20 protein-coding genes are annotated in these 23,358 nt (G+C 72.9%); 4 read left to right on the top strand and 16 right to left on the bottom strand.

All coding sequences use genetic code 11. The features are described 5' to 3' along the window. Positions 1-38: 38 nt before the first annotated feature. The 15 genes from FHS39_RS09435 to rsmH form a co-directional block, all read right to left on the bottom strand. Positions 39-323 carry a YggT family protein gene (locus tag FHS39_RS09435; protein ID WP_086567466.1) on the bottom strand — a complete coding sequence of 95 codons (285 nt, stop codon included), beginning with the start codon at positions 321-323 and terminating at the stop codon, positions 39-41. Between the two features lie 70 nt (positions 324-393). Further along, positions 394-1,002, bottom strand: coding sequence for a cell division protein SepF (locus FHS39_RS09430; protein ID WP_184348266.1), 609 nt, complete (start codon positions 1,000-1,002; stop codon positions 394-396). Positions 1,003-1,122: 120 nt separating this feature from the next. After that, positions 1,123-1,845, bottom strand: coding sequence for a YggS family pyridoxal phosphate-dependent enzyme (locus FHS39_RS09425; protein ID WP_184348264.1), 723 nt, complete (start codon positions 1,843-1,845; stop codon positions 1,123-1,125). Continuing rightward, on the bottom strand, positions 1,842-2,654 hold the full coding sequence (pgeF, locus tag FHS39_RS09420) for a peptidoglycan editing factor PgeF (RefSeq protein WP_425507757.1): 813 nt from the start codon (positions 2,652-2,654) through the stop codon (positions 1,842-1,844). Before pgeF ends, FHS39_RS09425 begins: the two co-directional genes overlap by 4 nt. A 38-nt stretch (positions 2,655-2,692) precedes the next feature. Beyond that, complete coding sequence (ftsZ, locus tag FHS39_RS09415) at positions 2,693-3,946, bottom strand: cell division protein FtsZ (protein WP_184348260.1); 1,254 nt, start codon at positions 3,944-3,946, stop codon at positions 2,693-2,695. A 240-nt stretch (positions 3,947-4,186) separates the two neighbouring features. Next, positions 4,187-5,041, bottom strand: a complete 855-nt coding sequence (locus FHS39_RS09410; protein WP_184348258.1) for a cell division protein FtsQ/DivIB — start codon at positions 5,039-5,041, stop codon at positions 4,187-4,189. 29 nt (positions 5,042-5,070) lie between these two features. Then, complete coding sequence (murG, locus tag FHS39_RS09405) at positions 5,071-6,165, bottom strand: undecaprenyldiphospho-muramoylpentapeptide beta-N-acetylglucosaminyltransferase (RefSeq protein WP_184348256.1); 1,095 nt, start codon at positions 6,163-6,165, stop codon at positions 5,071-5,073. A gap of 6 nt (positions 6,166-6,171) precedes the next feature. Next, positions 6,172-7,548 carry a putative lipid II flippase FtsW gene (ftsW, locus tag FHS39_RS09400; RefSeq protein WP_184348254.1) on the bottom strand — a complete coding sequence of 459 codons (1,377 nt, stop codon included), beginning with the start codon at positions 7,546-7,548 and terminating at the stop codon, positions 6,172-6,174. Between the two features lie 59 nt (positions 7,549-7,607). Next, on the bottom strand, positions 7,608-9,050 hold the full coding sequence (gene murD, locus FHS39_RS09395) for a UDP-N-acetylmuramoyl-L-alanine--D-glutamate ligase (RefSeq protein ID WP_343069464.1): 1,443 nt from the start codon (positions 9,048-9,050) through the stop codon (positions 7,608-7,610). Next, positions 9,047-10,111: a phospho-N-acetylmuramoyl-pentapeptide-transferase gene (gene mraY, locus FHS39_RS09390; RefSeq protein WP_184348249.1), complete on the bottom strand. Its 1,065-nt coding sequence runs from the start codon at positions 10,109-10,111 to the stop codon at positions 9,047-9,049. Before mraY ends, murD begins: the two co-directional genes overlap by 4 nt. After that, the gene (locus FHS39_RS09385) at positions 10,111-11,532 is read right to left on the bottom strand and encodes a UDP-N-acetylmuramoyl-tripeptide--D-alanyl-D-alanine ligase (RefSeq protein ID WP_184348247.1); all 1,422 of its coding nucleotides are present in this window, start codon (positions 11,530-11,532) and stop codon (positions 10,111-10,113) included. Before FHS39_RS09385 ends, mraY begins: the two co-directional genes overlap by 1 nt. Positions 11,533-11,597: 65 nt before the next feature. Further along, complete coding sequence (locus tag FHS39_RS09380) at positions 11,598-13,313, bottom strand: UDP-N-acetylmuramoyl-L-alanyl-D-glutamate--2,6-diaminopimelate ligase (RefSeq protein ID WP_184348246.1); 1,716 nt, start codon at positions 13,311-13,313, stop codon at positions 11,598-11,600. Positions 13,314-13,325: 12 nt separating this feature from the next. Continuing rightward, complete coding sequence (locus FHS39_RS09375; RefSeq protein ID WP_184348244.1) at positions 13,326-15,233, bottom strand: penicillin-binding transpeptidase domain-containing protein; 1,908 nt, start codon at positions 15,231-15,233, stop codon at positions 13,326-13,328. A gap of 9 nt (positions 15,234-15,242) precedes the next feature. Beyond that, positions 15,243-15,794: a cell division protein FtsL gene (gene ftsL / locus FHS39_RS09370; RefSeq protein ID WP_184348242.1), complete on the bottom strand. Its 552-nt coding sequence runs from the start codon at positions 15,792-15,794 to the stop codon at positions 15,243-15,245. Next, the gene (rsmH, locus tag FHS39_RS09365; RefSeq protein ID WP_184348240.1) at positions 15,791-16,750 is read right to left on the bottom strand and encodes a 16S rRNA (cytosine(1402)-N(4))-methyltransferase RsmH; all 960 of its coding nucleotides are present in this window, start codon (positions 16,748-16,750) and stop codon (positions 15,791-15,793) included. Before rsmH ends, ftsL begins: the two co-directional genes overlap by 4 nt. Before the next feature lie 451 nt (positions 16,751-17,201). On the opposite strand from rsmH, the gene FHS39_RS09360 reads away from it, so the two are divergent. From FHS39_RS09360 to FHS39_RS09345, 4 genes are all read left to right on the top strand, one after another. Further along, positions 17,202-17,750 (top strand): beta-class carbonic anhydrase, encoded by a 549-nt coding sequence (locus FHS39_RS09360; RefSeq protein WP_184348238.1) that lies wholly within the window; start codon positions 17,202-17,204, stop codon positions 17,748-17,750. Between the two features lie 157 nt (positions 17,751-17,907). Next, entirely contained in the window at positions 17,908-18,942 is a 1,035-nt protein-coding gene (locus tag FHS39_RS09355; RefSeq protein WP_425507756.1) for an AAA family ATPase, read from the top strand. Beyond that, entirely contained in the window at positions 18,942-20,276 is a 1,335-nt protein-coding gene (locus tag FHS39_RS09350; protein ID WP_184348236.1) for a DUF58 domain-containing protein, read from the top strand. Before FHS39_RS09355 ends, FHS39_RS09350 begins: the two co-directional genes overlap by 1 nt. Then, complete coding sequence (locus FHS39_RS09345; RefSeq protein WP_184348234.1) at positions 20,273-22,684, top strand: transglutaminase TgpA family protein; 2,412 nt, start codon at positions 20,273-20,275, stop codon at positions 22,682-22,684. The genes FHS39_RS09350 and FHS39_RS09345 overlap by 4 nt, the downstream gene beginning before the upstream one ends. 89 nt (positions 22,685-22,773) lie before the next feature. On the opposite strand, the gene FHS39_RS09340 is transcribed toward FHS39_RS09345, so the two are convergent. After that, positions 22,774-23,169, bottom strand: a complete 396-nt coding sequence (locus FHS39_RS09340; protein WP_184348232.1) for a DUF3040 domain-containing protein — start codon at positions 23,167-23,169, stop codon at positions 22,774-22,776. Between the last annotated feature and the right edge of the window lie 189 nt (positions 23,170-23,358).

The raw sequence follows: 23,358 nt of genomic DNA, 5'->3' as shown, positions 1-23,358 counted from the left end.
GTCGGCAATCGGCAAGACCGTATCGTTCACAGCCGCGTTCACAGCCGGCTCACGACGGTGATCAGGATGTAGACGATGATCATCAGTACGAAGAAGGACAGGTCGAGCGCCACGCCCCCGAGACGCAGCGGCGGGATGACCCGCCGCAGAAGCTTGAGTGGCGGATCGGTGACAGTGTAGGTGGCCTCCAGGAGGACCACCATCGCCTTACCGGGTTGCCACGAGCGGGCGAACTGGAAGACGTAGTCCATCACCAAGCGGAAAATCAGCACGATCAGGAAGCAGTACAGCGCGATGTAGATCACCTGCTGTGCGATGCCCATCCCGCGCTTCCCTCTCCCCTTGCTCGTACCAGGCCGGTTGGCCGTTGTCCGGTTTGCCCGGTGTTGCGTCTCAGCTCTGGTTGAAGAACCCACCCTCTGCGATGCGGGCCTTGTCCTCCGCCGTGACATCGACGTTAGCAGGAGACAGCAGGAACACCTTCTGCGTCACCCGCTCGATGCTGCCGTGCAGCCCGAAGACCAGGCCGGCCGCAAAGTCGACAAGCCGCTTCGCGTCGGTGTCGTCCATCTCGGTGAGATTCATGATCACCGGGGTACCTTCGCGGAAGTGTTCCCCGATGGTACGGGCCTCGTTGTAGGTCCGGGGGTGCAATGTCGTGATGCGGTAAGGCTCCCGCTCGGACACAACCTTGGGCATGATCACCGGTGCGTTCTTCTCCAGAGAGTGGCGTTCGGGTGTGATGGACGACACGGGGGCGATTCGGGCGGGTCGTCCCGTTTCCGCTACGAGCGGAGCGGGTTCACGCTGCGCGGGCGGCTGGGCGACTCGAACCGGTTCGTCCGATTGTGTCGGTTGAGCTTGGTGCGTTTGGTGCTGCCGGCGCCGGTCCGGCTCCGGCTCGGGCTCGAACTCGTCGTCGGGGTCGAACCCCGGGCCGTCGTACCCATCGTCCTCCACGAGGCCGAGGTAGACCGCCATCTTGCGCATCGCGCCGGCCATTCTCTGCGTCCTCCGCTCTGTGGTGGATCGGCTCCGTCAACGGCGCTGGATCCACGTGGCCTGCCCGCCTTTTGACGGGAATGACCATATTTTCTGCTGTGGTCCGACTTCTTGGCGACGTTACCCGAGCCCGGGGCGGACTCCGAGTACCGCTGAGCCGACACGTACATGTGTCGCACCGGCTGCAACGGCCTCCTCGAGGTCCGCGCTCATACCTGCTGACACCATGTTCGCAGCAGGATGGACCGCGCGCAGGTCCGTTGCGATTTCCATCAGCCGGTCGAACGCCCCTCTCGCCCTGCCCTCGTACGGGCCCGTCAGCGGAGCCACCGTCATGAGACCCACCGGTCGCAGGCCTTCGGCGGCGGCGAGCGCGTCAGCCAGAGCCGGCACCCCGTCGGGAGCGATCCCGCCTCTGGCGCCCCGCTCGCCCGACTCCGCGTCAAGCGCCACCTGGATCAGGCAGTCCAGCTTCCGGCCCGCCCGGACGGCCGCGGCCGAGAGCGAAGTCACCAGTCGCTCGCGGTCAATGGAGTGCACCAGATCGGCGTAATTCACCACCGATCGCACCTTGTTTGTCTGCAGCTGACCGACAAAGTGCCAGGTAAGGGGCAGATCCGAGCACTCGGCGGCCTTCGGGGCGGCGTCCTGGTCGCGGTTCTCCGCGACATGACGGACCCCCAGGTCGGCGAGGAGGCGGACATCGCTCGCGGGGTAGGTCTTGGTGACCACGATGAGGGTCACCTCTTCCCGCCCGCGGCCCGCCGCGGCACACGCGGCGGAGATACGTTCCTCCACCCGGGCGAGGTTGTCCGCCAACTGGGTTCTGCGGTCCGTCGTCACGCCCGTCCTCCCCCGGCGTCCCCGACGCCCTCGACGCCTCCGACCGAAGGTGTCCCCCCGAGCCACACGTAGCTCGCGAGCCGGCCAGTGGTGCGCTCGCGCCGGTAGGAGAAGTGGTCGGCCGACTCCAGTGTGCAAATGTGAGATTTGCCGCTGATGCTGACACCCATTCGACCGAGCTGCGCCACGACCCCGGCCGCGACGTCGACCGCCGGCGTGCCCTGCCGGGTGGTGGCCCAGGCCTCGGGCACCGCCTCGGCGACCTCGGCGCGCATCGCCTCCGGCACCTCGTAGCACAGGCCGCACACCGAGGGGCCGATGCGGGCGACGATCCGGTCCGGCTCGGCGCCGAGCCGCAGCATCTCCCCGACGACCGCCGGGACCACGCCCGCGAGAAGTCCGGGCCGGCCGGCGTGGGCCGCGCCCGCGATCCCCGCGACCGGGTCGGCCAGCAGCACCGGGGTGCAGTCCGCGGTCAGCACCGCGAGGGCGAGCCCCCGACGCGCCGTCACCACGGCGTCCACCGCCGGGACCTCCGACGTCCGCCAGGGGCCGTCGACCACCGCGACATCCCGGCCGTGCACCTGGTTCATCCAGACGACGTCCGCCGGGTCGAGGCCCAGCGCCCGGGCGGCCAGCTCCCGGTTGGCCCGTACGGCCGCCGGGTCGTCGCCGACCGCGCCGCCCAGATTGAGCTCCGCATACGGAGCGGCGCTCACCCCGCCCCACCTGTCGGTGAAGGCGAAGTGCGCGCCGCTCGCGTGTTCCACATGTTCTACAGGGGGCACTGTGTGCTGTTGCCCTATCACTGGGGGCCGCTCACGTTCCTTGTGGATTCAGGGCAGTGTCACTTCAGGAAGTCGGGAACGTCCAGTTCCTCGGCGGTGGAGTCCTGGTACGGACGGGCCGGCGGGACCTGCGGGGAGGCGACCGGCGGCGGGGGGACCTCGCCGGCCGGCGCCGGGTCGGGCACCGTGGCGGGCTCCTCGGTCCGCGGGGTCACATTGCCCAGGCCGCCGAAGGAGGGCCGGGACGGCTCGGCCGGAGCCGACGCCGAGCGGCCGGGCGAGGCGGCCGGGCTGCTCTCCTCGCGGCCCGAGCCGTAGGAGGAGGAGCCGCCGAGCACCTTGTCGCGGCTGCCCTTGGCGGGCGGCTGGCCGCCGTCGAAGCCGGCCGCGATGACCGTGACGCGGACCTCGTCGCCGAGGGCGTCGTCGATGACGGCGCCGAAGATGATGTTGGCCTCGGGGTGGGCGGCCTCGCTGACCAGCTGGGCGGCCTCGTTGATCTCGAAGAGGCCGAGGTCGGAGCCGCCGGAGATGGAGAGCAGCACACCGCGGGCGCCGTCGATGGACGCCTCCAGCAGCGGCGAGGAGATGGCCATCTCGGCCGCGGCCACCGCGCGGTCGTCGCCGCGGGCCGAGCCGATGCCCATCAGCGCGGACCCGGCCTCGGACATCACGGACTTGACGTCGGCGAAGTCGAGGTTGATCAGGCCCGGCGTGGTGATCAGGTCGGTGATGCCCTGGACGCCGGAGAGCAGCACCTGGTCGGCCGACTTGAAGGCGTCGAGCACGCTCACCTGGCGGTCCGAGATGGACAGCAGGCGGTCGTTGGGGATCACGATGAGGGTGTCGACCTCTTCGCGCAGGCCCGCGATGCCGTCCTCGGCCTGGTTGGCGCGGCGGCGGCCCTCGAAGGTGAACGGGCGGGTGACCACACCGATCGTCAGGGCGCCCAGCGAGCGGGCGATGTTGGCCACGACGGGCGCGCCGCCGGTGCCGGTGCCGCCGCCCTCGCCCGCGGTGACGAAGACCATGTCGGCCCCCTTGAGGACCTCCTCGATCTCCTCGCGGTGGTCCTCGGCGGCCTTGCGGCCGACATCGGGGTTGGCGCCGGCGCCGAGGCCACGGGTGAGCTCACGGCCGACATCGAGCTTCACATCGGCGTCGCTCATCAGGAGGGCCTGTGCATCGGTGTTGATCGCGATGAACTCGACGCCCTTGAGACCGACCTCGATCATCCGGTTGATGGCGTTCACGCCACCGCCGCCGATGCCGACGACCTTGATGACTGCGAGGTAGTTCTGCGGTGCTGCCACGTCGAAGGCCTCTCGCCTCGAGTTACGTATGCCTGGGGGGCGGTTCCGAACGCCGACCCGAACCCTAACGTTGAAGTTTAGGGTTACTGGTGTCACTGTTCCCTTGTTCTCTGAAGCAGGACACTAAGTCGACAAGCGGCGCGTGTTCAACGAACACGCCGAACCTCCCGTTTTTCTTTTCACCCTATGTGATCACCCATAGCCGTAGCCAACCAGGGTGCTGTCCGGCCCTCATCGGCGTCAACTCCCGGACACCGCGGGGGCCCCCGGAGCGCTGACGTCGAAGTGGCGGGCGTCCGGAGCGGCCTTGAGCAGTGCGGTGAGCGTACGGGCCTTCGCCTCGCCCCGTTCGCCACTCCCCCACACGACGGACCGGCCCCCCGCCAGCTCCACGGTGATGGAGTCGTACGAACGCACCCGGACGACCTGCAGGTCCCGGCGGATCGCCGCAGGCAGGGCGGCGGCGACCCGGACGCCCTCCTGTTCGAGGCGGCCGGCGCCGAACCGCCGGGTGCTGGGCGAGTCCTGGGCCTCCATCACCAAGCGCGGGACCCCGGACGGAGCCTGATCGACTGTGGCGAACCGCACGCCGGAACCGTCGATCTCGACAAACTTCCCGCCTCTTTCGAAGAGCACTTCCGGCTGTCGCTCGGTCACTTTCAGACCGATTCCATGTGGCCAGGACCGTACGACCTCGACCTCGCGGATCCTCGGCAGCCGGGTGCGCAGCCGCTCCTCGATGCCGTCGGTGTCCACGGCGGCCAGCGGTTCGCCGAGCGGGACGGCGGCCGCCGCGCGCACCTCGGCGGGCGTCAGCGTCTTGGTGCCGCTGACATCCACTCGGGTGACGCACAGCCAGCCGGAGCCGTAGAGCAGCCAGATGACGGCCGCTCCGCCGAGCGCGGCGGCCGCCGACCAGAGCAGCAGGCGGCGCCGCCTGGAGGGCCGGGAGGCGGCGGCCCCGCCTTTGCGGGGCCCACCGCCCGGCCGGGGACGGCCGGACGACGACCGCGGCTTCGACGGCTTGGACGATCCGCCCGCCTTGGACTTCCCGTTCTTCTCGCCACCGCGCCGGGCGGTCGTCGGTCCGGCCACGCTACCCAGCCTCCTGCTCCTGCGGGCCGTCAGCCCGCTCTGCGTGCGGCAATCGCCTCGTACACCATGCCGACCAGGAGCTCGTCGGCGTCGCGCCGGCCGAACTCGGCGGCGGACCGGGACATCTCGTACAGCCGGTGCGGGTCGGAGAGCACCGGGAGCACGTGGTTCTGCACCCACTCGGGGGTCAGCTCGGCGTCGTCGACCAGCAGGCCGCCGCCCGCCTTGACCAGCGGCTGGGCATTGAGCCGCTGTTCGCCGTTGCCGATGGGCAGCGGGACGTAGGCGGCCGGGAGGCCGACGGCGGACAGCTCGGCCACGGTCATCGCGCCCGCGCGGCAGAGCATCATGTCGGCCGCGGCGTACGCGAGGTCCATCCGGTCCACATACGATACCGGGACATAGGGCGGCATTCCGGGCATGTTGTCCGCGCGCGGCAGCTCGTTCTTCGGGCCGACCGCGTGCAGGATCTGCACGCCCGAGCGCTGGAGCACCGGGGCGACGGCCTGGACGACCTCGTTCAGCCGCCGGGCGCCCTGGGAGCCGCCGGAGACCAGCAGCGTGGGCAGGTTGGGGTCGAGCCCGAAGGCGGCCCGCGCCTGGGGGCGCATGGCGGCGCGGTCCAGGGTGGCGATGGTGCGGCGCAGCGGGATGCCGACGTAGCGGGCGTTGCGCAGCTTGCTGTCGGGGGTGCTCACGGCGACCCCGGCGGCGTAGCGCGAGCCGATCTTGTTGGCGAGGCCGGGGCGGGCGTTGGCCTCGTGGACGATGATCGGCACGCCGAGCCGCTTGGCGGCCAGGTAGCCGGGCAGCGCCACATAGCCGCCGAAGCCGACCACGCAGTCCGCCCGGGTTCGCTCCAGGATCTGCTCGGCGGCCTTGATGGTGCCGCGCAGCCGCCCGGGGACGGTGATCAGCTCCGGGGTGGGCTTGCGGGGCAGCGGTACGGCGGGGATCAGCCCCAGCTCGTAGCCCCGCTCGGGCACGAGGCGGGTCTCGAGGCCCCGCTCAGTGCCGAGCGCCGTGATCCCCACGGTCGGGTCCTGCCTGCGCAGGGCGTCCGCGAGGGCGAGCGCGGGCTCGATGTGGCCGGCGGTCCCCCCGCCGGCGAGTACGACATGCACCGAAATTCACCGCTCTCCGGACGGCCGCTTCTTGACGCGCCGTCTCATCGTCTTCCATCTCACCCCAGGCTGCCGCATGGCGAGCGCTGCCCGCGCACCGGGTTCGTCGCGCGCGAAGGCGATCAGCAGCCCGATGGCGAACATGGTCGGCAGCAGGGCGGACCCTCCGTAGGAGAACAGCGGGAGCGGGACTCCGGCGATCGGCAGCAGGCCGAGCACCGCACCGATGTTGACCACGGCCTGCGCCATGATCCAGGTGGTCACGCTTCCCGCGGCGTACCTCACGAAGGGGTCCTCCGTGCGTCCGGCCACGCGGATACCCGCATAGCCTAGAGCCGCGAACAGGGCGAGCACCGACAGCGTCCCTGCCAGGCCCAGTTCCTCGCCGGTGATGGCGAAGATGAAGTCGGTGTGGGGCTCGGGCAATTCACCCCATTTTTCCACACTCGCCCCGAGTCCGGCCCCGAACCAGCCGCCATTGGCCAGCGCGTAGATGCCGTGCACGGCCTGCCAGCACTGGTCGTGGGTGCCCGGGTCGGTCGCGCCGATGCAGGCCAGCCGGGACATGCGGTTGGCGCTGGTCTTGATGAACAGTACGGCCAGCGCGGCCGTGACGCCGAACACGCCGGCGAAGAGCCGGGTCGGGGCGCCCGCCACCCAGAGCATGCCGAGCAGCACGGCGGTGAGGACGACGGTGGTGCCCATGTCGCCGCCGAGCATGATCAGGCCGAGCAGCATGAAGGTGACGGGCACCAGCGGGACCAGAAGGTGCTTCCACTGGGAGAGCAGCTTCTTGGACTGCTTGCGGGCCAGCAGGTCGGCGCCCCACAGCACGAGCGCGAGCTTGGAGAACTCGCTGGGCTGGAGCTGGAAGGGGCCGCCGAGCGAGATCCAGTTGGTGTTGCCGTTGATGGTCTGGCCGACGCCGGGCACCTGGACCATGCAGAGCAGGAATACGGAGGCGGCCAGCAGCGGGTAGGCCAGGGCGCGCAGCAGTCTGACGGGCGTGCGGGCCGCGGCGAGCAGCAGCACGGTGCCGATGGCGGCGGCCAGCAGCTGCTTGCGGAAGAAGTAGCTGGGGGCGAGGCCGTTCTGCATGGCCTTGATCTGGGAGGCGGAGTAGACCATTACCAGGCCCAGCACGGTGATCAGCAGGGAGCCGCCCATGACCAGGTAGTACGCGGTCAGGGGGCGGTCCCAGGCCCGTTTGGCCCGTAGGTGCAGCCGGCGCAGCCCACGAGGCCCGCCGCGCGGGGCGCGGGGGGCTCGCGGGCTGCGCGGGCGTGCCGTCGGGCGGGGGGCTCGTACGGGCCGGGAGCGCGCGGGGGAACCGCGCAGGGCGGGCCGTGCGCCGATCGGCGCCGCGCTGTGGTCGGCGTGCATCCGGGTGTCCCCTCCGGTGGTCTCCCGCGCCGCCGGCCCGCGCCGCGGGGTTCCGGCGGCTACTCGTCGGCGCCGCGGCCTTCGGCCAGGGTCCGGACGGCCTCGGCGAAGGCCTCGCCGCGCTTGTTGTAGTTGGTGAACATGTCCATGGAGGCACACGCCGGGGCCATCAGGACGGTGTCCCCGGGCCGGGCCAGTCGTGCCGCCTCGCGGACGGCCGCGGCCATCGCCCCAGTGTCGGTCCGGTCGAGGTCGACCACCGGCACATCCGGGGCGTGTCGCGCCAGGGCTTCCCTGATCAGCCCCCGGTCGGCCCCGATGAGGACGACGCCGCGCAGCCGTCGTGCGGAGGCGCTGACGAGCTCGTCGAAGGTCGCGCCCTTGGCGAGGCCGCCCGCGATCCACACGATGGGCTCGTAGGAGGCCAGGGAGGCCTGTGCGGCGTGGGTGTTGGTGGCCTTGGAGTCGTCCACGTAGCGGACGCCGTCGACGTCGGCGACGTGCGCGATGCGGTGGGCGTCCGGGCGGAAGGCGCGCAGCCCGTCGCGGACGGCCGCGGGCTCCACGCCGAAGGCGCGGGCGAGGGCGGCCGCGGCCAGGGCGTTGGCGATGTTGTGCGGGGCGGCCGGGCCGGCGGAGGGCGCGATGTCGGAGACCTCGGCCAGCTCCTGGGCGTTCTTCTGCCGGTCGGCCACGAAGGCGCGGTCGACCAGGATGCCGTCGACGACGCCGAGCATGGACAGGCCCGGGGTGCCCAGGGTGAAGCCGATGGCCCGGCAGCCCTCCTCGACGTCGGCCTCGCGGACCAGGGCCTCGGTGGCCGGGTCGGCGGCGTTGTAGACGCAGGCGACCTTGTTGCCCTCGTAGATCCGGCCCTTGTCGGCCGCGTACGCCTCCATCGAGCCGTGCCAGTCGAGGTGGTCGGGCGCGAGGTTGAGGACGGCGGCGGAGTGGGCGCGCAGCGAGGGCGCCCAGTGCAGCTGGTAGCTGGAGAGCTCGACGGCGAGGACGTCGTAGGGCTCCTGGGAAAGCACCACGTCGATGATGGGGGTGCCGATGTTGCCGACGGCGGCGGTGCGCAGTCCGGCGGCCTCCAGGATGGAGGCGAGCATCTGGACGGTGGTGGTCTTGCCGTTGGTGCCGGTGACGGCGAGCCAGGGGGCGGCCCCCTCGCCACGCAGCTGCCAGGCGATCTCGACATCGCCGACCACACCCACGCCCGCCGCGGCCGCGGCCGCGAAGAGCGGGCTGGTGGGCTTCCAGCCGGGCGAGGTGACGACGAGGTCGGTGCCCTCGGGGAGGGTGTCGGCGTCGCCGAGGCGGACGGTGACGCCCTGCTGGGCGCCGAGCACGCCGGCGCGCTCGCGCAGGGCCGGGGTGTCGCCGCCGTCGACGACGGTCACCTTCGCGCCGAGGCCGGCCAGGGCGCGGGCGGCGCTGATGCCGCTCACGCCGAGACCGGCGACGGTGATGTGCTTGCCCGTAAAGCTCACGAGGCTCACTTGATGGCCAACCATCCGGCGTAGAAGATTCCGAGTCCGACGGCCACGCACAGGCCCTGGATGATCCAGAAGCGGACCACCACAAGGACTTCGCTCCACCCCTTGAGTTCGAAGTGGTGCTGGAGCGGGGCCATCCGGAAGACCCGCTTCCCGGTCATGCGGAAGGAGCCGACCTGGATCACCACGGACATGGTGATGAGCACGAAGAGGCCGCCCAGCAGGGCGAGCAGCAGCTCGGTGCGGGAGCAGATCGCGAGGCCTGCGAGGGCGCCGCCGAGGGCGAGCGAGCCGGTGTCACCCATGAAGATCTTGGCGGGCGAGGTGTTCCACCACAGGAAGCCGAAGCAGGAGCCCATCAGCGCGGAGGCGACGACCGCGAGATCGAGCGGATCGCGCACCTCGTAGCAGGCGGCGCCCGCGGTCAGCGGGTTGGCGCAGGACTGGCCGTGCTGCCAGGTGCCGATGAAGACGTAGGCGCCGAAGACCATCACCGAGGCGCCGGTGGCCAGGCCGTCGAGGCCGTCGGTGAGGTTCACGCCGTTCGACATCGCGAGGATCATGAACAGCGCCCACACCACGAAGATCACCGGGCCGACGGACCAGCCGAAGTCCTGGGTGAAGGAGAGCCGCGTGGAGGCCGGGGTCTGGCCCCGGGTGTCGGCGAACTGCAGCGCGAGGACCGCGAAGGCGATGCCGACGATCAGCTGGCCGGCCATCTTCGCCTTGGCGCGCAGGCCCAGGCTCCGCTGCTTGACGATCTTGATGTAGTCGTCGAGGAAGCCGACCAGGCCCATGCCCGCGGTCAGGAAGAGCACCAGCAGGCCCGAGGTCGTCGGCGAGTGGCTGGTGATCACCTTGGTGACGGCGTACGCGATCAGCGTGGCCAGGATGAAGGCGATGCCACCCATGGTGGGCGTGCCCTTCTTCCCCGCGTGGCCGCGCGGGCCGTCGTCACGGATGAACTGGCCGTAGCCCTTGCGGGCGAGGAACTTGATCAGCAGCGGGGTGCCGATGAGGGTCAGGAACAGACCGATGACACCCGCGAAGAGGATCTGGTTCATCAGCCGGCGACCTCACCGTCGACGGCGAGCAGCTGCTCGGCCACCCGCTCCAGCCCCACCGACCTGGACGCCTTCACCAGTACGACGTCTCCCGGGCGCAGCTCGCTGCGCAACAGGTCGACCGCCGCCTGCGCGTCGGACACGTGCACCGACTCCTCACCCCACGAACCCTCGTTATAGGCGCCCATTTGCAGCCAGGCCGCTTCCCTGCCCCCGACTGCCACGAGCTTGCCGACATTGAGCCGGACGGCGAGCCGCCCGACCGCGTCGTGCTCGGCCAGCGACTCCCCGCCGAGCTCGGCCATCCGGCCGAGTACCGCCCACGTGCGTCCCCCTCTTGCCCGAGCGGCTTCGCCCATGGCGGCCAGCGCGCGCAGCGCGGCTCTCATGGACTCGGGGTTCGCGTTGTAGGCGTCGTTGACGATCGTCACGCCGTCCGCGCGCTCGGTGACCTCCATCCGCCAGCGGGAGAGCTGGCCCGCGGCGGAGAGCGCGGAAGCGATCTCGTGCACGGGCATGCCCAGCTCATGGGCGACGGCGGCCGCGGCGAGCGCGTTCGACACGTGGTGCTCACCGTACAGCCGCATGGTCACTTCGGCGCACCCGGTGGGTGTGTGAAGCGCGAAGGAGGGCTGTCCTGCCGCGGTGAGCCGGACGTTCTCGGCGCGTACGTGCGCGTCGGCGGCCTCGCCGAAGAGGACCGTACGGGCCTTGGTGCGGCTGCTCATGGCGCGCACGAGCGGGTCGTCGGCGTTGAGCACGGCTACGCCGCCGTCCTCGGCCGGGGGCAGCGCCTCGACGAGCTCACCCTTGGCCACCGCGATCTGCTCGCGGCCGCCGAACTCGCCGACGTGGGCGGTGCCGACGTTGAGCACGACGCCGATGCGCGGCGGGGTCAGCTCGGCGAGGTAGCGGATGTGGCCGATGCCGCGGGCACCCATCTCCAGCACGAGATGGCGGGTGCCCTCGTCGGCGCGGAGCGCGGTCAGCGGCAGCCCGATCTCGTTGTTCAGGGAGCCCGGCGTCCACACGGTGGGGCCCAGGCGCTCCAGCAGCTGGGCGACCAGGTCCTTGGTGCTGGTCTTGCCCGCCGAGCCGGTCAGGCCGATCACGGGGGTGCCGAGCCGGTCCACGACGGCGCGGGCGAGGGCGCCCAGGGCGCTCACCACGTCGTCGACCACGATCGCGGGGACGCCGACGGGGCGGGCGGCCAGCACGGCGGCGGCGCCCGCGGCGACGGCGCGCTCGGCGAAGTCGTGCCCGTCGACGTGCTCGCCCGGCAGTGCGGCGAAGAGGCTGCCGGGCCGCACCTCACGGGAGTCGATGACCACCGGGCCGGAGGCCGTGCGCCCGGGGTCCGGTATGTCGTGCTGCTGACCGCCCACGATGGCGGCGATCTCGGCGAGGGACAGATCGATCAACGGGATTCACCTCCGGCCGTTCGGGAGGGCTTCCGGGGGGAGGGTTGTGCGCGCATGGCGGTCTGTCATCCCTGGTCGTTCCGGTGCTTGTTCGACGAGCGCAGCTGCTCTGCCTCGATGGCCTCGCGCAGCACCTGGCGGTCGTCGAAGGGGCGTACCACTCCGGCGATGTCCTGGCCCTGTTCGTGGCCCTTGCCCAGGACCAGGACGGTGTCGCCGGGTTCGGCACGGGCGACGGCGGCGGCGATGGCGGCGGCCCGGTCCTCCAGCAGGAGGACGGTGCCGCGCTCGGCGGCGGGCACCTCGGCGGCGCCCGCGAGCATGGTGGCGAGGATCGCGAGCGGGTCCTCGGAGCGGGGGTTGTCCGAGGTCAGCACGGCGGTGTCGGCGAGCCGGGCCAGCGCGCGGCCCATCGGGGCGCGCTTGGTGGTGTCGCGGTCGCCGCCGCAGCCGAGCACGGCGTGGATCCGGCCGGGGCCGGTCTTGCGCAGCGCGCGGAGAACCGATTCGACGGCGTCCGTCTTGTGCGCGTAGTCGACGACGGCCAGGTAGGGCTGGCCCGCGTCCACGCGCTCAAGCCTGCCGGGCACGCCGGGGACGGCCGCGACGCCGTCGGCGGCGGTCTGCGGGTCGATCCCGGCGGCGGTGAGGGCGACGATGGCGGCGAGCGCGTTGGCGACGTTGAACGGGCCGGCGAGCGGCGCCCTGGCCGTGATCGTGCGGCCCTCCGGGCCCAGGACGGTGAAGGCGGAGTCGAACGGGCCGATCTCCACGTCCACGGCGCGCCAGTCGGCGTCGGGGCGGCCCTCGGCGGAGAAGGTGGTGACGGGGACCTCGGACTCGCCCTCGGCGAGGCGGCGCCCGTACTCGTCGTCGAGGTTCACCACGCCGACGCGGCTGCGCTCCTTGGTGAACAGCTCGGCCTTGGCCGCGAAGTAGTCCTCCATGCCCGTGTGGAACTCCATGTGCTCCGGGCTGAGGTTGTTGAAGACGGCGACGTCGAAGACGCAGCCGTCGACGCGGCCGAGGCGCAGCGCGTGGCTGGAGACCTCCATGGCGACCGAGCGGACCCCGCGCTCGCGCATGACGGCGAAGATCGCCTGCAGGTCCGTGGCCTCGGGCGTGGTGCGCTCCGATTTCAGGCGCTCGTCGCCGATGCGGGACTCGACGGTGCCGATCAGGCCCGTGGGCCCGCCGACGGCGCGCAGGCCGCCCTCGATGAGGTAGGCGGTGGTGGTCTTGCCGGAGGTGCCGGTGATGCCGATCTGGAGCAGGTCGCGGCCGGGCTCGCCGTAGATCGTGGCGGCCAGCGCGCCCATGCGGTCGCGCGGGCTGTCGACGGTGAGCACGGGCAGGCCCGTAGCCGCGGCGCGGTCGGCGCCGGAGGGGTCCGTCAGCACGGCGGCGGCGCCCTGGCCCGCGGCCTGGGCGGCGAAGTCGGCGCCGTGGAAGCGGGCGCCGGGCAGGGCGGCGTAGACGTCGCCCGGGCGCACGGCCCGCGAGTCGTGGGTGATGCCGGTGACGGCGACGCCCGCGGCGCCGTGGGGAGCGGCAATGCCCAGCTGACCGGCCAGCTCCGTGAGCGGCACGGGCCGGACCCGGGTCGGGCGGGGCGCTCCCGGGTTGGTGACGGACGGGGTCACGGCGGGGGCGTCCTGGTGGCTGGTGTGGGACTGATCAGCGTGGGGCACGGCGGTGAGCGTACCGGGCGCACCCGCTTCGTCGCGAAGCGAGGGGCGCGCCGGGCCGGGGTTCCCGGCATCGGGAGTGATCGTCGTCACGGCGGGCCCGGCTCATTGCCCGTCGTAGCTCACCGGCAGCCGGGGCGGCTGGGAGCCCGACGGCGGCACCTGGAGGGTTTTCAGCGCGAACTCCATGACCTGCTTGAAGACCGGCCCGCAGATCTGCCCGCCGAAGTAGCTGCCCTTGGTCGGGTTCTGGATGGCGCAGTAGACGGTGAGGCGGGGCTGGTCGGCGGGGGCGTAGCCGGCGAAGGAGGCGGTGTAGCCGTGGTAGCGGCCTGTCGTGGGGTCCACCCGGTTGGAGGTGCCGGTCTTGCCGGCGACGCGGTAGCCGGGGATCTTCGCCTTGATGCCGGTGCCGTCCTGGTCGTCGACCACCGACTCCAGCATGTCGGAGAGCTGCCGGGCGGTCTTCTCGCCGACCACCCGGGTGCGCGGCGGGGCAGGTGCGGGGGTGAAGCGGCCGTCGGGGCCCTTGATGCCGCGGACCAGGCTGGGCTGTACGCGCTCGCCGCCGGCCGCGATCGTGGAGTAGACGGAGGCGGCTTGGACGGCGTTGAGGGACAGGCCCTGGCCGAAGGGGACGGTGAAGGCCTGGGAGGCGCTCCACTGCGAGGGCTTGGCGAGGATGCCGGGGGTCTCGCCGGGGAAGCCGAGGCCGGTGGGGCGGCCGATGCCGAACCTGCGCAGGTAGGTGTAGAGGGTCTGGTCGGCCTCTTCCCGGCTCTTGCCGAGCTGCTCGCTGGCGAGGATCGTGCCGATGTTGCTGGACTTGGCGAGGACGCCGTTGAGGGTGAGGTGCCAGGTGGGGTGGTCGACGTCGTCGGCGAAGGAGCGGTCGGCACGCGCCAGCCGGTTGGGCACCTCGACGTGGGTGTCGGGGGCGGCGACGCCCTCTTCGAGGACGGCGGCCATGGTCATGACCTTGCTGACGCTGCCGGGCTCGTAGGCGTCCTGGAGGGCGGCGTTGCCCATGGCGGCGCGGTCGGCGTGCTCGAGGTCGTTGGGGTCGTAGCCGGGGGCGTCGGCCATGGCCAGGATCTCGCCGGAGCGGGTGTCCTGGACGACCACGTAGCCGCGGTCGGCCTGGGAGTCGCGCACCTGGCTCGCGATGGCGTTCTGCGCGGCCCACTGGATGTCGCGGTCGATGGTGAGCTCGACGTCGGAGCCGGGCACGGCGGCCTGTTCCTTGACGTCTCCGGTGGGCACCTGGCGGCCGCCGGACTGGGCGTAGACGCGCTTGCCGTTCTTGCCCGCGAGCGCCTCGTTGAGCTGAGCCTCCAGGCCGCCGCCGCCCTGGCCCTCGCTGTTGACGAAGCCGAGCAGCCCGGCAGCCAGGTCGCCGTTGGGGTAGACGCGCTTGCTGTGCGATTCGCGGTTGACGCCGGCGAGGACGTTGACACCCTGCTGGTGCTTGGCCTTCTCCTGCTGGGCCTTCTTCAGCTCGGCGATCTTCCGCCAGACCTGCGGGGTCTGCCGGCGGGCGAGGACGACGTACTTGGACTTGGGGTTGGCGGTGAGCTTCTCCTCCAGCGCGTCGGCCTTCTCGCCGAGCACGGGCGCGAGCAGGCCGGCGGCCTGCCGGGCGGCGCCCTCGGCCTTGATCCGCTCGGGGGTGAGCAGGTCGGGAGCGGCCGTGATGTCGTAGGCGTCGACGGTGGTGGCGAGGTCCACGCCGCCGCGGTCGGTGATGGCGCCGCGCTCGGCGGCCAGCGTGACCGGGATGTAGCGGTTGAGGTTCGCCCTGGCCGCGTAGGCGCTGGCGTCGACGGCCTGCACCTGGAGCAGCCGCACCGTGAAGATCAGCAGGACGACCGCCAGTCCGAAGCCGATCAGCCGCAGCCTCGGCCGGGGGTTGCCCAGCCGGATCGGCCGGCCACTCCCCCGCAGGCGGGCCGGGCGCGCGACGGGGCGCGCGGGCCGGGGCACGGGGCGCCGGGGCTGCTTGGGCGCGGTCACTTACGTCACCTACCTGACCTGCCTGGGGGTCCCGCCCGCCGGGGGCGGGGGAAGGGCCGGAACGGTCCGCGCCGCCGGACGGGCGGGGACGGGGGCTACGGGGACGGGGGCCGCAGGGACATGGGGAGCCGGGGGGACGGGTCCGGGTGCCATGGGTACCGGGAGCGGGGGGACGTAGGCCGCCGGTGCGGCGGGGACGTCGGAGGAGGCCGGGGAGGGGACGCCCCGGACGGTGCCGTCGGGATTGAGGAAGGCGGGGCTGCCGCCGGGCACCATGCCCAGCTCGCGGGCGCGGCGTTCGAGCGCGTCGGGGGCGGCGAGCCGGTCGACTTCCTGCTGCAGTGCCTGCTGTTCGTCGGTGAGCTCGGTGGTCTTGCGCTGGAGGCGGCTGAGCTCGAAGGAGCCTTGGTTGAGCGAGGAGTTCAGCAGTAGCAGCGAGATCAGGCCGGAGCCGAGCAGCACCACGGTCAGCAGGACGAACGGGGTGCGTTTCGCCCCGCCGGGCCCCAGTGGCAGGAGTCCGGCCAGCCGGGAGCCCCGGCCGCGGGCGGCGGCCGTCACAAGATGTCCTCGCGGATGCGCTCGGCGCCGCGCAGCCGGGCGGGGGCGGCCCGCCGGTTCTCGGCGACCTCTTCCTCGGTGGGCAGCTCGGCGCCGCGGGTGAGCAGCTTCAGGCGCGGCTGGTAGCGCTCGGGCACGACCGGCAGGCCGGCCGGCGCGGTGCTGGTGGCGCCCGCCGCGAAGACGGCCTTGACGATGCGGTCCTCCAGCGACTGGTAGGACAGCACGGCGATGCGGCCGCCGACGGCCAGGGCGGCCACGGCGGCGGGGATGGCCCGCTCGACGCTGACCAGCTCGCCGTTGACCTCGATGCGCAGGGCCTGGAAGGTGCGCTTGGCGGGGTTGCCGCCGGTGCGCTTGGCGGCCTGCGGCAGGGCGTCACGGATCAGCTCGACGAGCCGGGCGCTGTTGGTGAAGGGCTCCTTCTCACGCTCCCGGACGACGGCCGAGACGATCCGCTTGGCCTGCTTCTCCTCGCCGTAGGCGCGCAGGATGCGCACGAGCTCGCCGGGCGGGTAGGTGTTGAGGACCTCGGCGGCGCTGATGCCGGTGGTCTGGTCCATGCGCATGTCCAGCGGCGCGTCCTGGGCGTAGGCGAAGCCGCGGTCGGCCTCGTCGAGCTGCATGGAGGAGACGCCGAGGTCGAACAGGACGCCCTGGACGCGGGGGATGCCGAGCCGCTCCAGCACCTCGGGGAGCTCGTGGTAGACGGCGCGTACGAGGGTGGCGCGGTCGCCGAAGCGGGCCAGGCGCTCGCCGGCGAGGGCGAGCGCGGTCGGGTCGCGGTCCAGGGCGACGAGGCGGGCCTCGGGGAATCTTTCGAGCAGCGCCTCGCTGTGCCCGCCGGCGCCCAGGGTGCAGTCGACGACGACGGCGCCGGGCTCGGTGAGAGCGGGAGCGAGCATGTCCAGGCAGCGCTGGAGCATGACGGGGACGTGTCGCGCGTTGCTGCTCATGCGCCCTTCTGAGTGCGGGAAGGCCGGGCGGCCGGCGGGAAACACTGCCGTGGGCGGTGGGCACGTACCGCCGGGTCCCCGCCCGCTCGAAGGGGAAGCGGTCGCTTCGGCGCCGGGGAAGTGACGCCAGGGCGACCGGGAGCGGGAGGAGGCCGAGGGGTACGTGCGCAGGGCGCACGTGGTGCATCTTCGGTTCCAAGGGGAGCGTCACGCCTCCCACTTCGCGCCACTTTAGTCCACTCGTCCCCTCGGTCAACCAACTGGCCAGCGCGTCACGCGACCGGTGGGGGCCGGGTGGCGGACGGGTGGGGATGGTCACGGACAGCGACGGCGTCACCCGTGCGGCGGAGCGGTCGATGACCTGTGGCATACCTCACATCACGCCACGTTGACCAGATTTTGCCCTCCATCGGAAGGGCCGACGGGCCCGTGGCCGATTACCGTCGTGCATATGTCGATATCCGCGTCCCAGCCGATGAGCCCCGACCACGGCCGCACCCAGCCCACGGTCACCGACCGACTGGTGCAGGCCAACGCGGAGTACGCCGCCGCGTTCACCGATCCGGGCATGGACGCCCGGCCCGTCCTCAAGGTCGCCGTCGTGGCCTGCATGGACGCCCGACTGGACCTGCACGCCGCGCTGGGCCTGGAGCTCGGCGACTGCCACACCATCCGCAACGCGGGCGGCGTGGTCACCGACGACATCATCCGTTCGCTGACGATCAGCCAGCGGGCGCTGGGCACCCGCTCCGTCGTACTGATCCACCACACCGGCTGCGGCCTGCTCAGCCTCACCGAGGACTTCCGGCACGAGATCGAGGCCGAGGTCGGCCAGCGCCCGCCGTGGGCGGTGGAGGCGTTCAAGGACCTCGACCAGGACGTACGCCAGTCGATGCAGCGCGTGCGCACCTCCCCGTTCCTGCCCCACCGCGACGACGTGCGGGGATTCGTCTTCGACGTCTCGACGGGCCTGCTGCGCGAGATCGACCCGCAGCGGTGACCGACCGGTTATCCACAGCCGGTGACGGAAGAGCCCACGGGCGGCAAGAATGCGTACGGGGGCACGGCCGCGACCACCGCGGTGCGGTGTCCCCGCATCGGGGTGGGCCGGTCCGTGTCACGGACCCCGGCCCGGGATACGGGCCGAGGAGGGCCGGGTGACCACGTATGACGAGCGAGCGAGCCATGGGGGTCCCCCCACTCGAGCGGAGTCGAGAGCAGGGGGAGATCTGACCGCCACCGCGGAGCGCGTCCGCAGGTCGGTGGAGGGTGTGATCGAGGGCAAGCCGGAGGTCGTACGGCTCGCGCTGACCGTCCTGCTCGCCGAGGGGCACCTGCTCATCGAGGACGTGCCGGGGGTGGGCAAGACCATGCTCGCCAAGGCGCTGGCGCGCTCCGTCGACTGCTCGGTCCGGCGCATCCAGTTCACCCCGGACCTGCTGCCGTCCGACATCACCGGGGTGAGCGTCTTCGACCAGCAGCGGCGGGACTTCGAGTTCAAGCCCGGCGCCATCTTCGCCCAGATCGTCATCGGCGACGAGATCAACCGCGCCTCCCCCAAGACCCAGTCGGCGCTGCTGGAGTCGATGGAGGAGCGGCAGGTCACCGTCGACGGGCACAGCTATGAACTGCCCAGCCCCTTCATGGTGGTGGCCACGCAGAACCCGGTGGAGATGGAGGGCACCTATCCGCTGCCCGAGGCGCAGCGGGACCGCTTCATGGCGCGGGTGTCCATCGGCTATCCCAGCCCGGAGGCGGAGCTGCGGATGCTGGACACCCACGGCTCGATCTCCCCGCTCGACGACATGCAGCCCGTCGCGCACGCCCACGAGATCGTGAAGCTGGTCGAGGCGGTGCGCACGGTGCACGTCGCCGACTCCGTGCGGCGGTACGCGGTGGAGGTGGTCACCGCGACCCGGCACCATCCGGAGCTCAGACTCGGCGCGTCGCCCCGTGCGACGCTGCATCTGCTGCGGGCGGCGAAGGCCGCCGCGGCGCTGGCGGGCAGGGAGTTCGCCCTCCCCGATGACGTGCAGTCCCTTGCGGTGGCCGTGCTCGCACACCGACTGCTGCCCACCGCCCAGGCCCAGCTGAGCCGCCGCACGTCCGAGCAGGTCGTCCACGACATCCTCCAACGCACCCCGGTGCCGGACCCGTTCGGGCACCAGCCGCCGGGCGCGCGGAGGCTGTGATGCCGCTCCAGGAGCACCGGGCGGAGGACGGCGGGGACGGCCTGTGGGCGGCGCTCGGGGGGCTGACCACCCGGGGCCGCTCGTTCCTGGCGGCGGGCGTCGCCTCGGCGGGGTGCTCGTATGTCCTGGGCCAGGCGGGGCTGTTGCGGGTCGGGCTGCTCCTGGCCGTGCTGCCCCTGGTGTGCGTGCTCGTCCTCCACCGCACCCGCCACCGGGTCACCGCCAGCCGGCGGCTGTCGCCCACGCGGGTGCAGGCCACCGGGGAGGCCCGAGTCGGGCTGCGCATCGACAGCGTCTCCCGGCTGCCCACCGGCCTGCTGATGCTCCAGGACCGGGTGCCCTACGCCCTCGGCCCGCGGCCGCGGTTCGTGCTGGACCGCATCGAGCCGGGCGGGCGGCGCGAGGTGTCCTACCGGGTCCGCCCGGAGCTGCGCGGCCGCTATCCTCTGGGCCCGCTCCAGCTGCGGCTGACGGACCCGTTCGGGATGTGCGAGCTGACCCGGGGCTTCGGCGCCCACGACACCCTGACGGTGACGCCGCGCGTCGAGCCCCTGCCGCCGCTGCGGCTGGGCGGCGAGGCGTCGGGCTTCGGCGACGGCCGGCACCGCTCGCTCGCCCTGGCCGGTGAGGACGACGTCATTCCGCGCGGCTACCGGCACGGGGACGACCTGCGCCGGGTGCACTGGCGCTCCACCGCCCGCTACGGCGAGCTGATGGTGCGCCGCGAGGAGCAGCCGCAGCGCGCCCACTGCACGGTGCTGCTGGACACCCGCGCGGCCGCCTTCGACGGCTTCGGGCCCGACTCGCCCTTCGAGTGGGCGGTGTCCGGGGCCGCCTCCACCGCCGTGCACCTGCTGGAGCGCGGCTTCTCGGTGCGGCTGGTGACCGACACCGGCAGCTGTGTGCCGGGGCCGGACGGCGCCGGCGGCTACGCGGGCTCCTCCCACGACTCGGCGGAGGCGGCCGGGCTGATGCTGGACACGCTGGCCCTCGTGGACCACTCCGCGGGCGTGAGCCTCTCCCCCGCCTGCGACGTGCTGCGCGGCGGCGGCGAAGGGCTGCTGGTGGCCTTCTTCGGCGAGCTGGACGAGGAGCAGGCCGTGCTGGCCGCCCGGATGCGCCGGCGCGGCGGCACGGCGCTCGCCTTCGTGCTGGACCGCGCCTCCTGGGCGGGTGCGCCCGGCGCCGGTGCCGAGCAGCGGCTGCAGCTGCTGCGCGAGGCGGGGTGGACGGCGCTGCCCGTCGCCCCCGGCGCCTCGCTGCCCGGCCTGTGGCGGCTGGCGGGCGCGAGCGGCCTGGCGGCCACCGCGGACACGGCGGGAGGCCGGGCATGAGCGGCAGCGCACGGCTGGCGATCTGCGCCGTGGTGGCCACGCTCGGTGCGACCTGCGCCCTGCTGCCCCTGGTCGACCGCACCACCTGGATCGTGCAGGCCGCCCTTCTGCTGTCCGTGCAGGCGGCGGTGGGCGCCCTGGCCCGCCGGATCCCGCTGGCCGCGCCGGTGACGGTGGCGGCGCAGGTGCTGGCCGCGGTGCTGATGCTCACCCTGGTCTTCGCCGGCGGACAGGCAGTCGGCGGGGTGCTGCCGGGCCCCGCCGTCTTCCGCGAATTCGCCCAACTCCTGCAGGAGGGCGCCGACGACGTCGGGCGGTATGCGATCCCGGCCCCGGCCACCCCGGCGATCAGGCTGCTGCTGGTCGGCGGCGTCCTGCTCGTCGGGCTGGCCGTCGACGCACTGGCGGTCACCTACCGCACCGCGGCGCCCGCCGGACTGCCGCTGCTCGCGCTGTACTCGGTCGGCGCCGGGCTGTCCCACGGCGGCGGCGACTGGCTGTGGTTCCTCGCCGCCGCGAGCGGATATCTGCTGCTGCTCCTGGCCGAGGGCCGCGACCGGCTCTCGCGGTGGGGCCGCGTCTTCGGCGGCGGCACGCGGGCGGATTCGGCCGGTGTGCTCGCCGCGGGCGGCCCGGCCCTCGCCCCGGTCCGCACCGGGCGGCGCATCGGTGCGCTCGCGCTGGGCATCGCCCTGCTCGCGCCCGCCGTGCTGCCGTCCATCTCGGGCGGGCTCCTCGGCCCGCGCGGCGAAGGCGAGGGCGCGGGCGACGACGGCGGCACGATCTCCGCCGTCAATCCCCTGGTCTCCCTGCAGAACAGCCTCAACCAGCCGGAGAACCGGGAGGTGATGCGCTATCGCACCTCCGCGGAGAGCGCGCAGGACATGTACCTGCGCATCGTCGCCCTCGACCGGTTCGACGGCGCGTCATGGCGGGCCTCCGAGCGCCGCGTCACCGACGTCCCCGAGCCGCTGCCCACCCCCACCGGCCTGATGCCCGGGGTGCGCACGGACCCGGTCAACACCTCCGTCTCGGCCGCCTCGGGCTACGGGCAGGACTACCTGCCGCTCCCCTATCCGGCCGAACGGGTCCGGATCGGCGGCCAGTGGCGCTACGAGCCGGAAGGCCGGACGCTGGTCGGCGACCACGGGCAGACCACCCGCGGGATGCGCTACCAGGTGGAGAGCCTGATGGTGCAGCCGACCGCCGCCCAGCTCGCCGCCGCACCCGCGCCGCCCGCGCCACTGCTGCGCGAATACACCCAGGTGCCCCCGTCCCTGCCGAAGTCGGTCGAGACCACGGCCCGGAAGGTGACGGCCGGCGCGGCCAACGCCTACCAGCAGGCCGTCCGGCTCCAGGACTGGTTCTCGACGAGCGGCGGCTTCCGCTACGACACCCAGGTGCAGTCCGGCAGTGGAACGGGCGCCATCGAGCGGTTCCTCGAAGACAAGCGGGGCTTCTGCGTCCACTTCTCCTTCTCGATGGCCGCCATGGCCCGGACCCTGGGCATCCCCGCCCGGGTCGCCGTGGGCTTCACCCCGGGCACCCCGCAGGCCGACGGCACCGTGTCGGTCGGCTCCAAGGACGCCCACTCCTGGCCCGAGCTGTACTTCGAGGGCACCGGGTGGACCAGGTTCGAGCCCACGCCGAGCCGGGGCTCGCAGCCGGAGTACTCGGTCGCGCCGTCGCCCGCCACCACCGACCCCGGCGTACCGCTGCCGCTGCCCGGCCGCTCCCACGCACCGACGGCGTCGCCGTCCACCGGCGGCGGCTGCCCACCGCAGCTCAAGAAGGCCGACGGCTGCCCCGGCACGCCCGTCCAGGCGGATTCCGGGAGCTCCGGCGGCGGCCCGTCCGCCACCACCGTGGCGCTCGCCGCGGGCGCCCTGGCCGCGCTGGTGCTGCCCGTGCTGCCCGTGCTGTGGCGGAGCCGGATACGGGCCCGGCGGCTGGGCGGCACGGGAGAGCCCGCGCAGCGGACGCTGGCCGCCTGGCGCGAGCTCATCGATTCCGCGTGGGACCACGGCATCCTTCCGGAGGAGTCCCACACCCCCCGGCAGGCCGCCGCGCGCATGGTGACGGCCGGCCGTCTGGAGGGCCCGCCCGCGCAGGCCGCGGAGCGGCTGGCCACCGCGGTCGAGCAGGTGCTGTACGCCCCGCAGCCGGGGCCGTCCGGGGATCCGGCGGCCGACGCCGGGACGGCCGTGGCCGGGCTGGGAGCCGCCGCGGGCCGGTGGGTGCGGCTGCGGGCGCGCCTGGCGCCGCGGTCGGCGGCACGGCTGCTGTGGGCGGCCCACCGGCGCCGGTCGCAGGCGGCGGTGCGGCTGCGGTCCGGGCGGGCGGCCGCGGCGGCCCGCCGGGTGGCCCGGGCGGCCCAGGCGCTGCGCCCGAGGGGCCGGCGGGCCTGAGAGATGCCTCAGGGGGCCAGGACGGGTGTCCTGGCCCCCTGGGGAAGCCTTCGGCGGCGCGGTGTGCGCGAGTCTGGCGGCGCTTCGGGTCAGCGGCCCTGCTCGTCGCGGCGGCGCTGCCAGCGCTGCTCGATGCGGTCCATCATGGTGCGGCGCTGCCGTACCTGGCGCCGGCCCAGCCCTCCGACCGGACCGCCGCGCTGGGCGCCGGGCCTGGGCGCCTTGCGCCACCCCGTCACCGCGAGCACGGCACAGGCCAGCATGACGAGGAAGCCCGCCACGCTGATCCAGATCAGCTGGGCGACCATACCGGCCATCAGGAGCCCGATACCCACCAGAAAACCCGCGACCGCCTGGTAGACCCGTCGCCGGGTGTACGTACGCAGGCCGCTGCCCTCGAGCGCTGTCGCGAACTTGGGATCTTCGGCGTACAGCGCTCGCTCCATCTGCTCGAGCATGCGCTGCTCGTGCTCCGAGAGCGGCACGGAGTCCTCCTACTCGTCGGTCGCGGGGGGCGACCGGGGTGCGACCCTTTCAGGATAGGCAGGGAATCGCCCCCGTGAAACCCGCCCCTCTGCGCCAATTCGCCCACCGGGTCCCGGTGGCGGGCGATGACGTCGGGACGTACATTCCCTGCCCGCCGACCCGCCATGCCGGGCGGTGTCACCCGATCA

Source organism: Streptomyces olivoverticillatus, assembly GCF_014203555.1.
In the GTDB taxonomy this organism is placed as follows: Bacteria; Actinomycetota; Actinomycetes; order Streptomycetales; family Streptomycetaceae; genus Streptomyces; species Streptomyces olivoverticillatus.
This window is presented reverse-complemented; position numbering and strand designations above follow the sequence as displayed.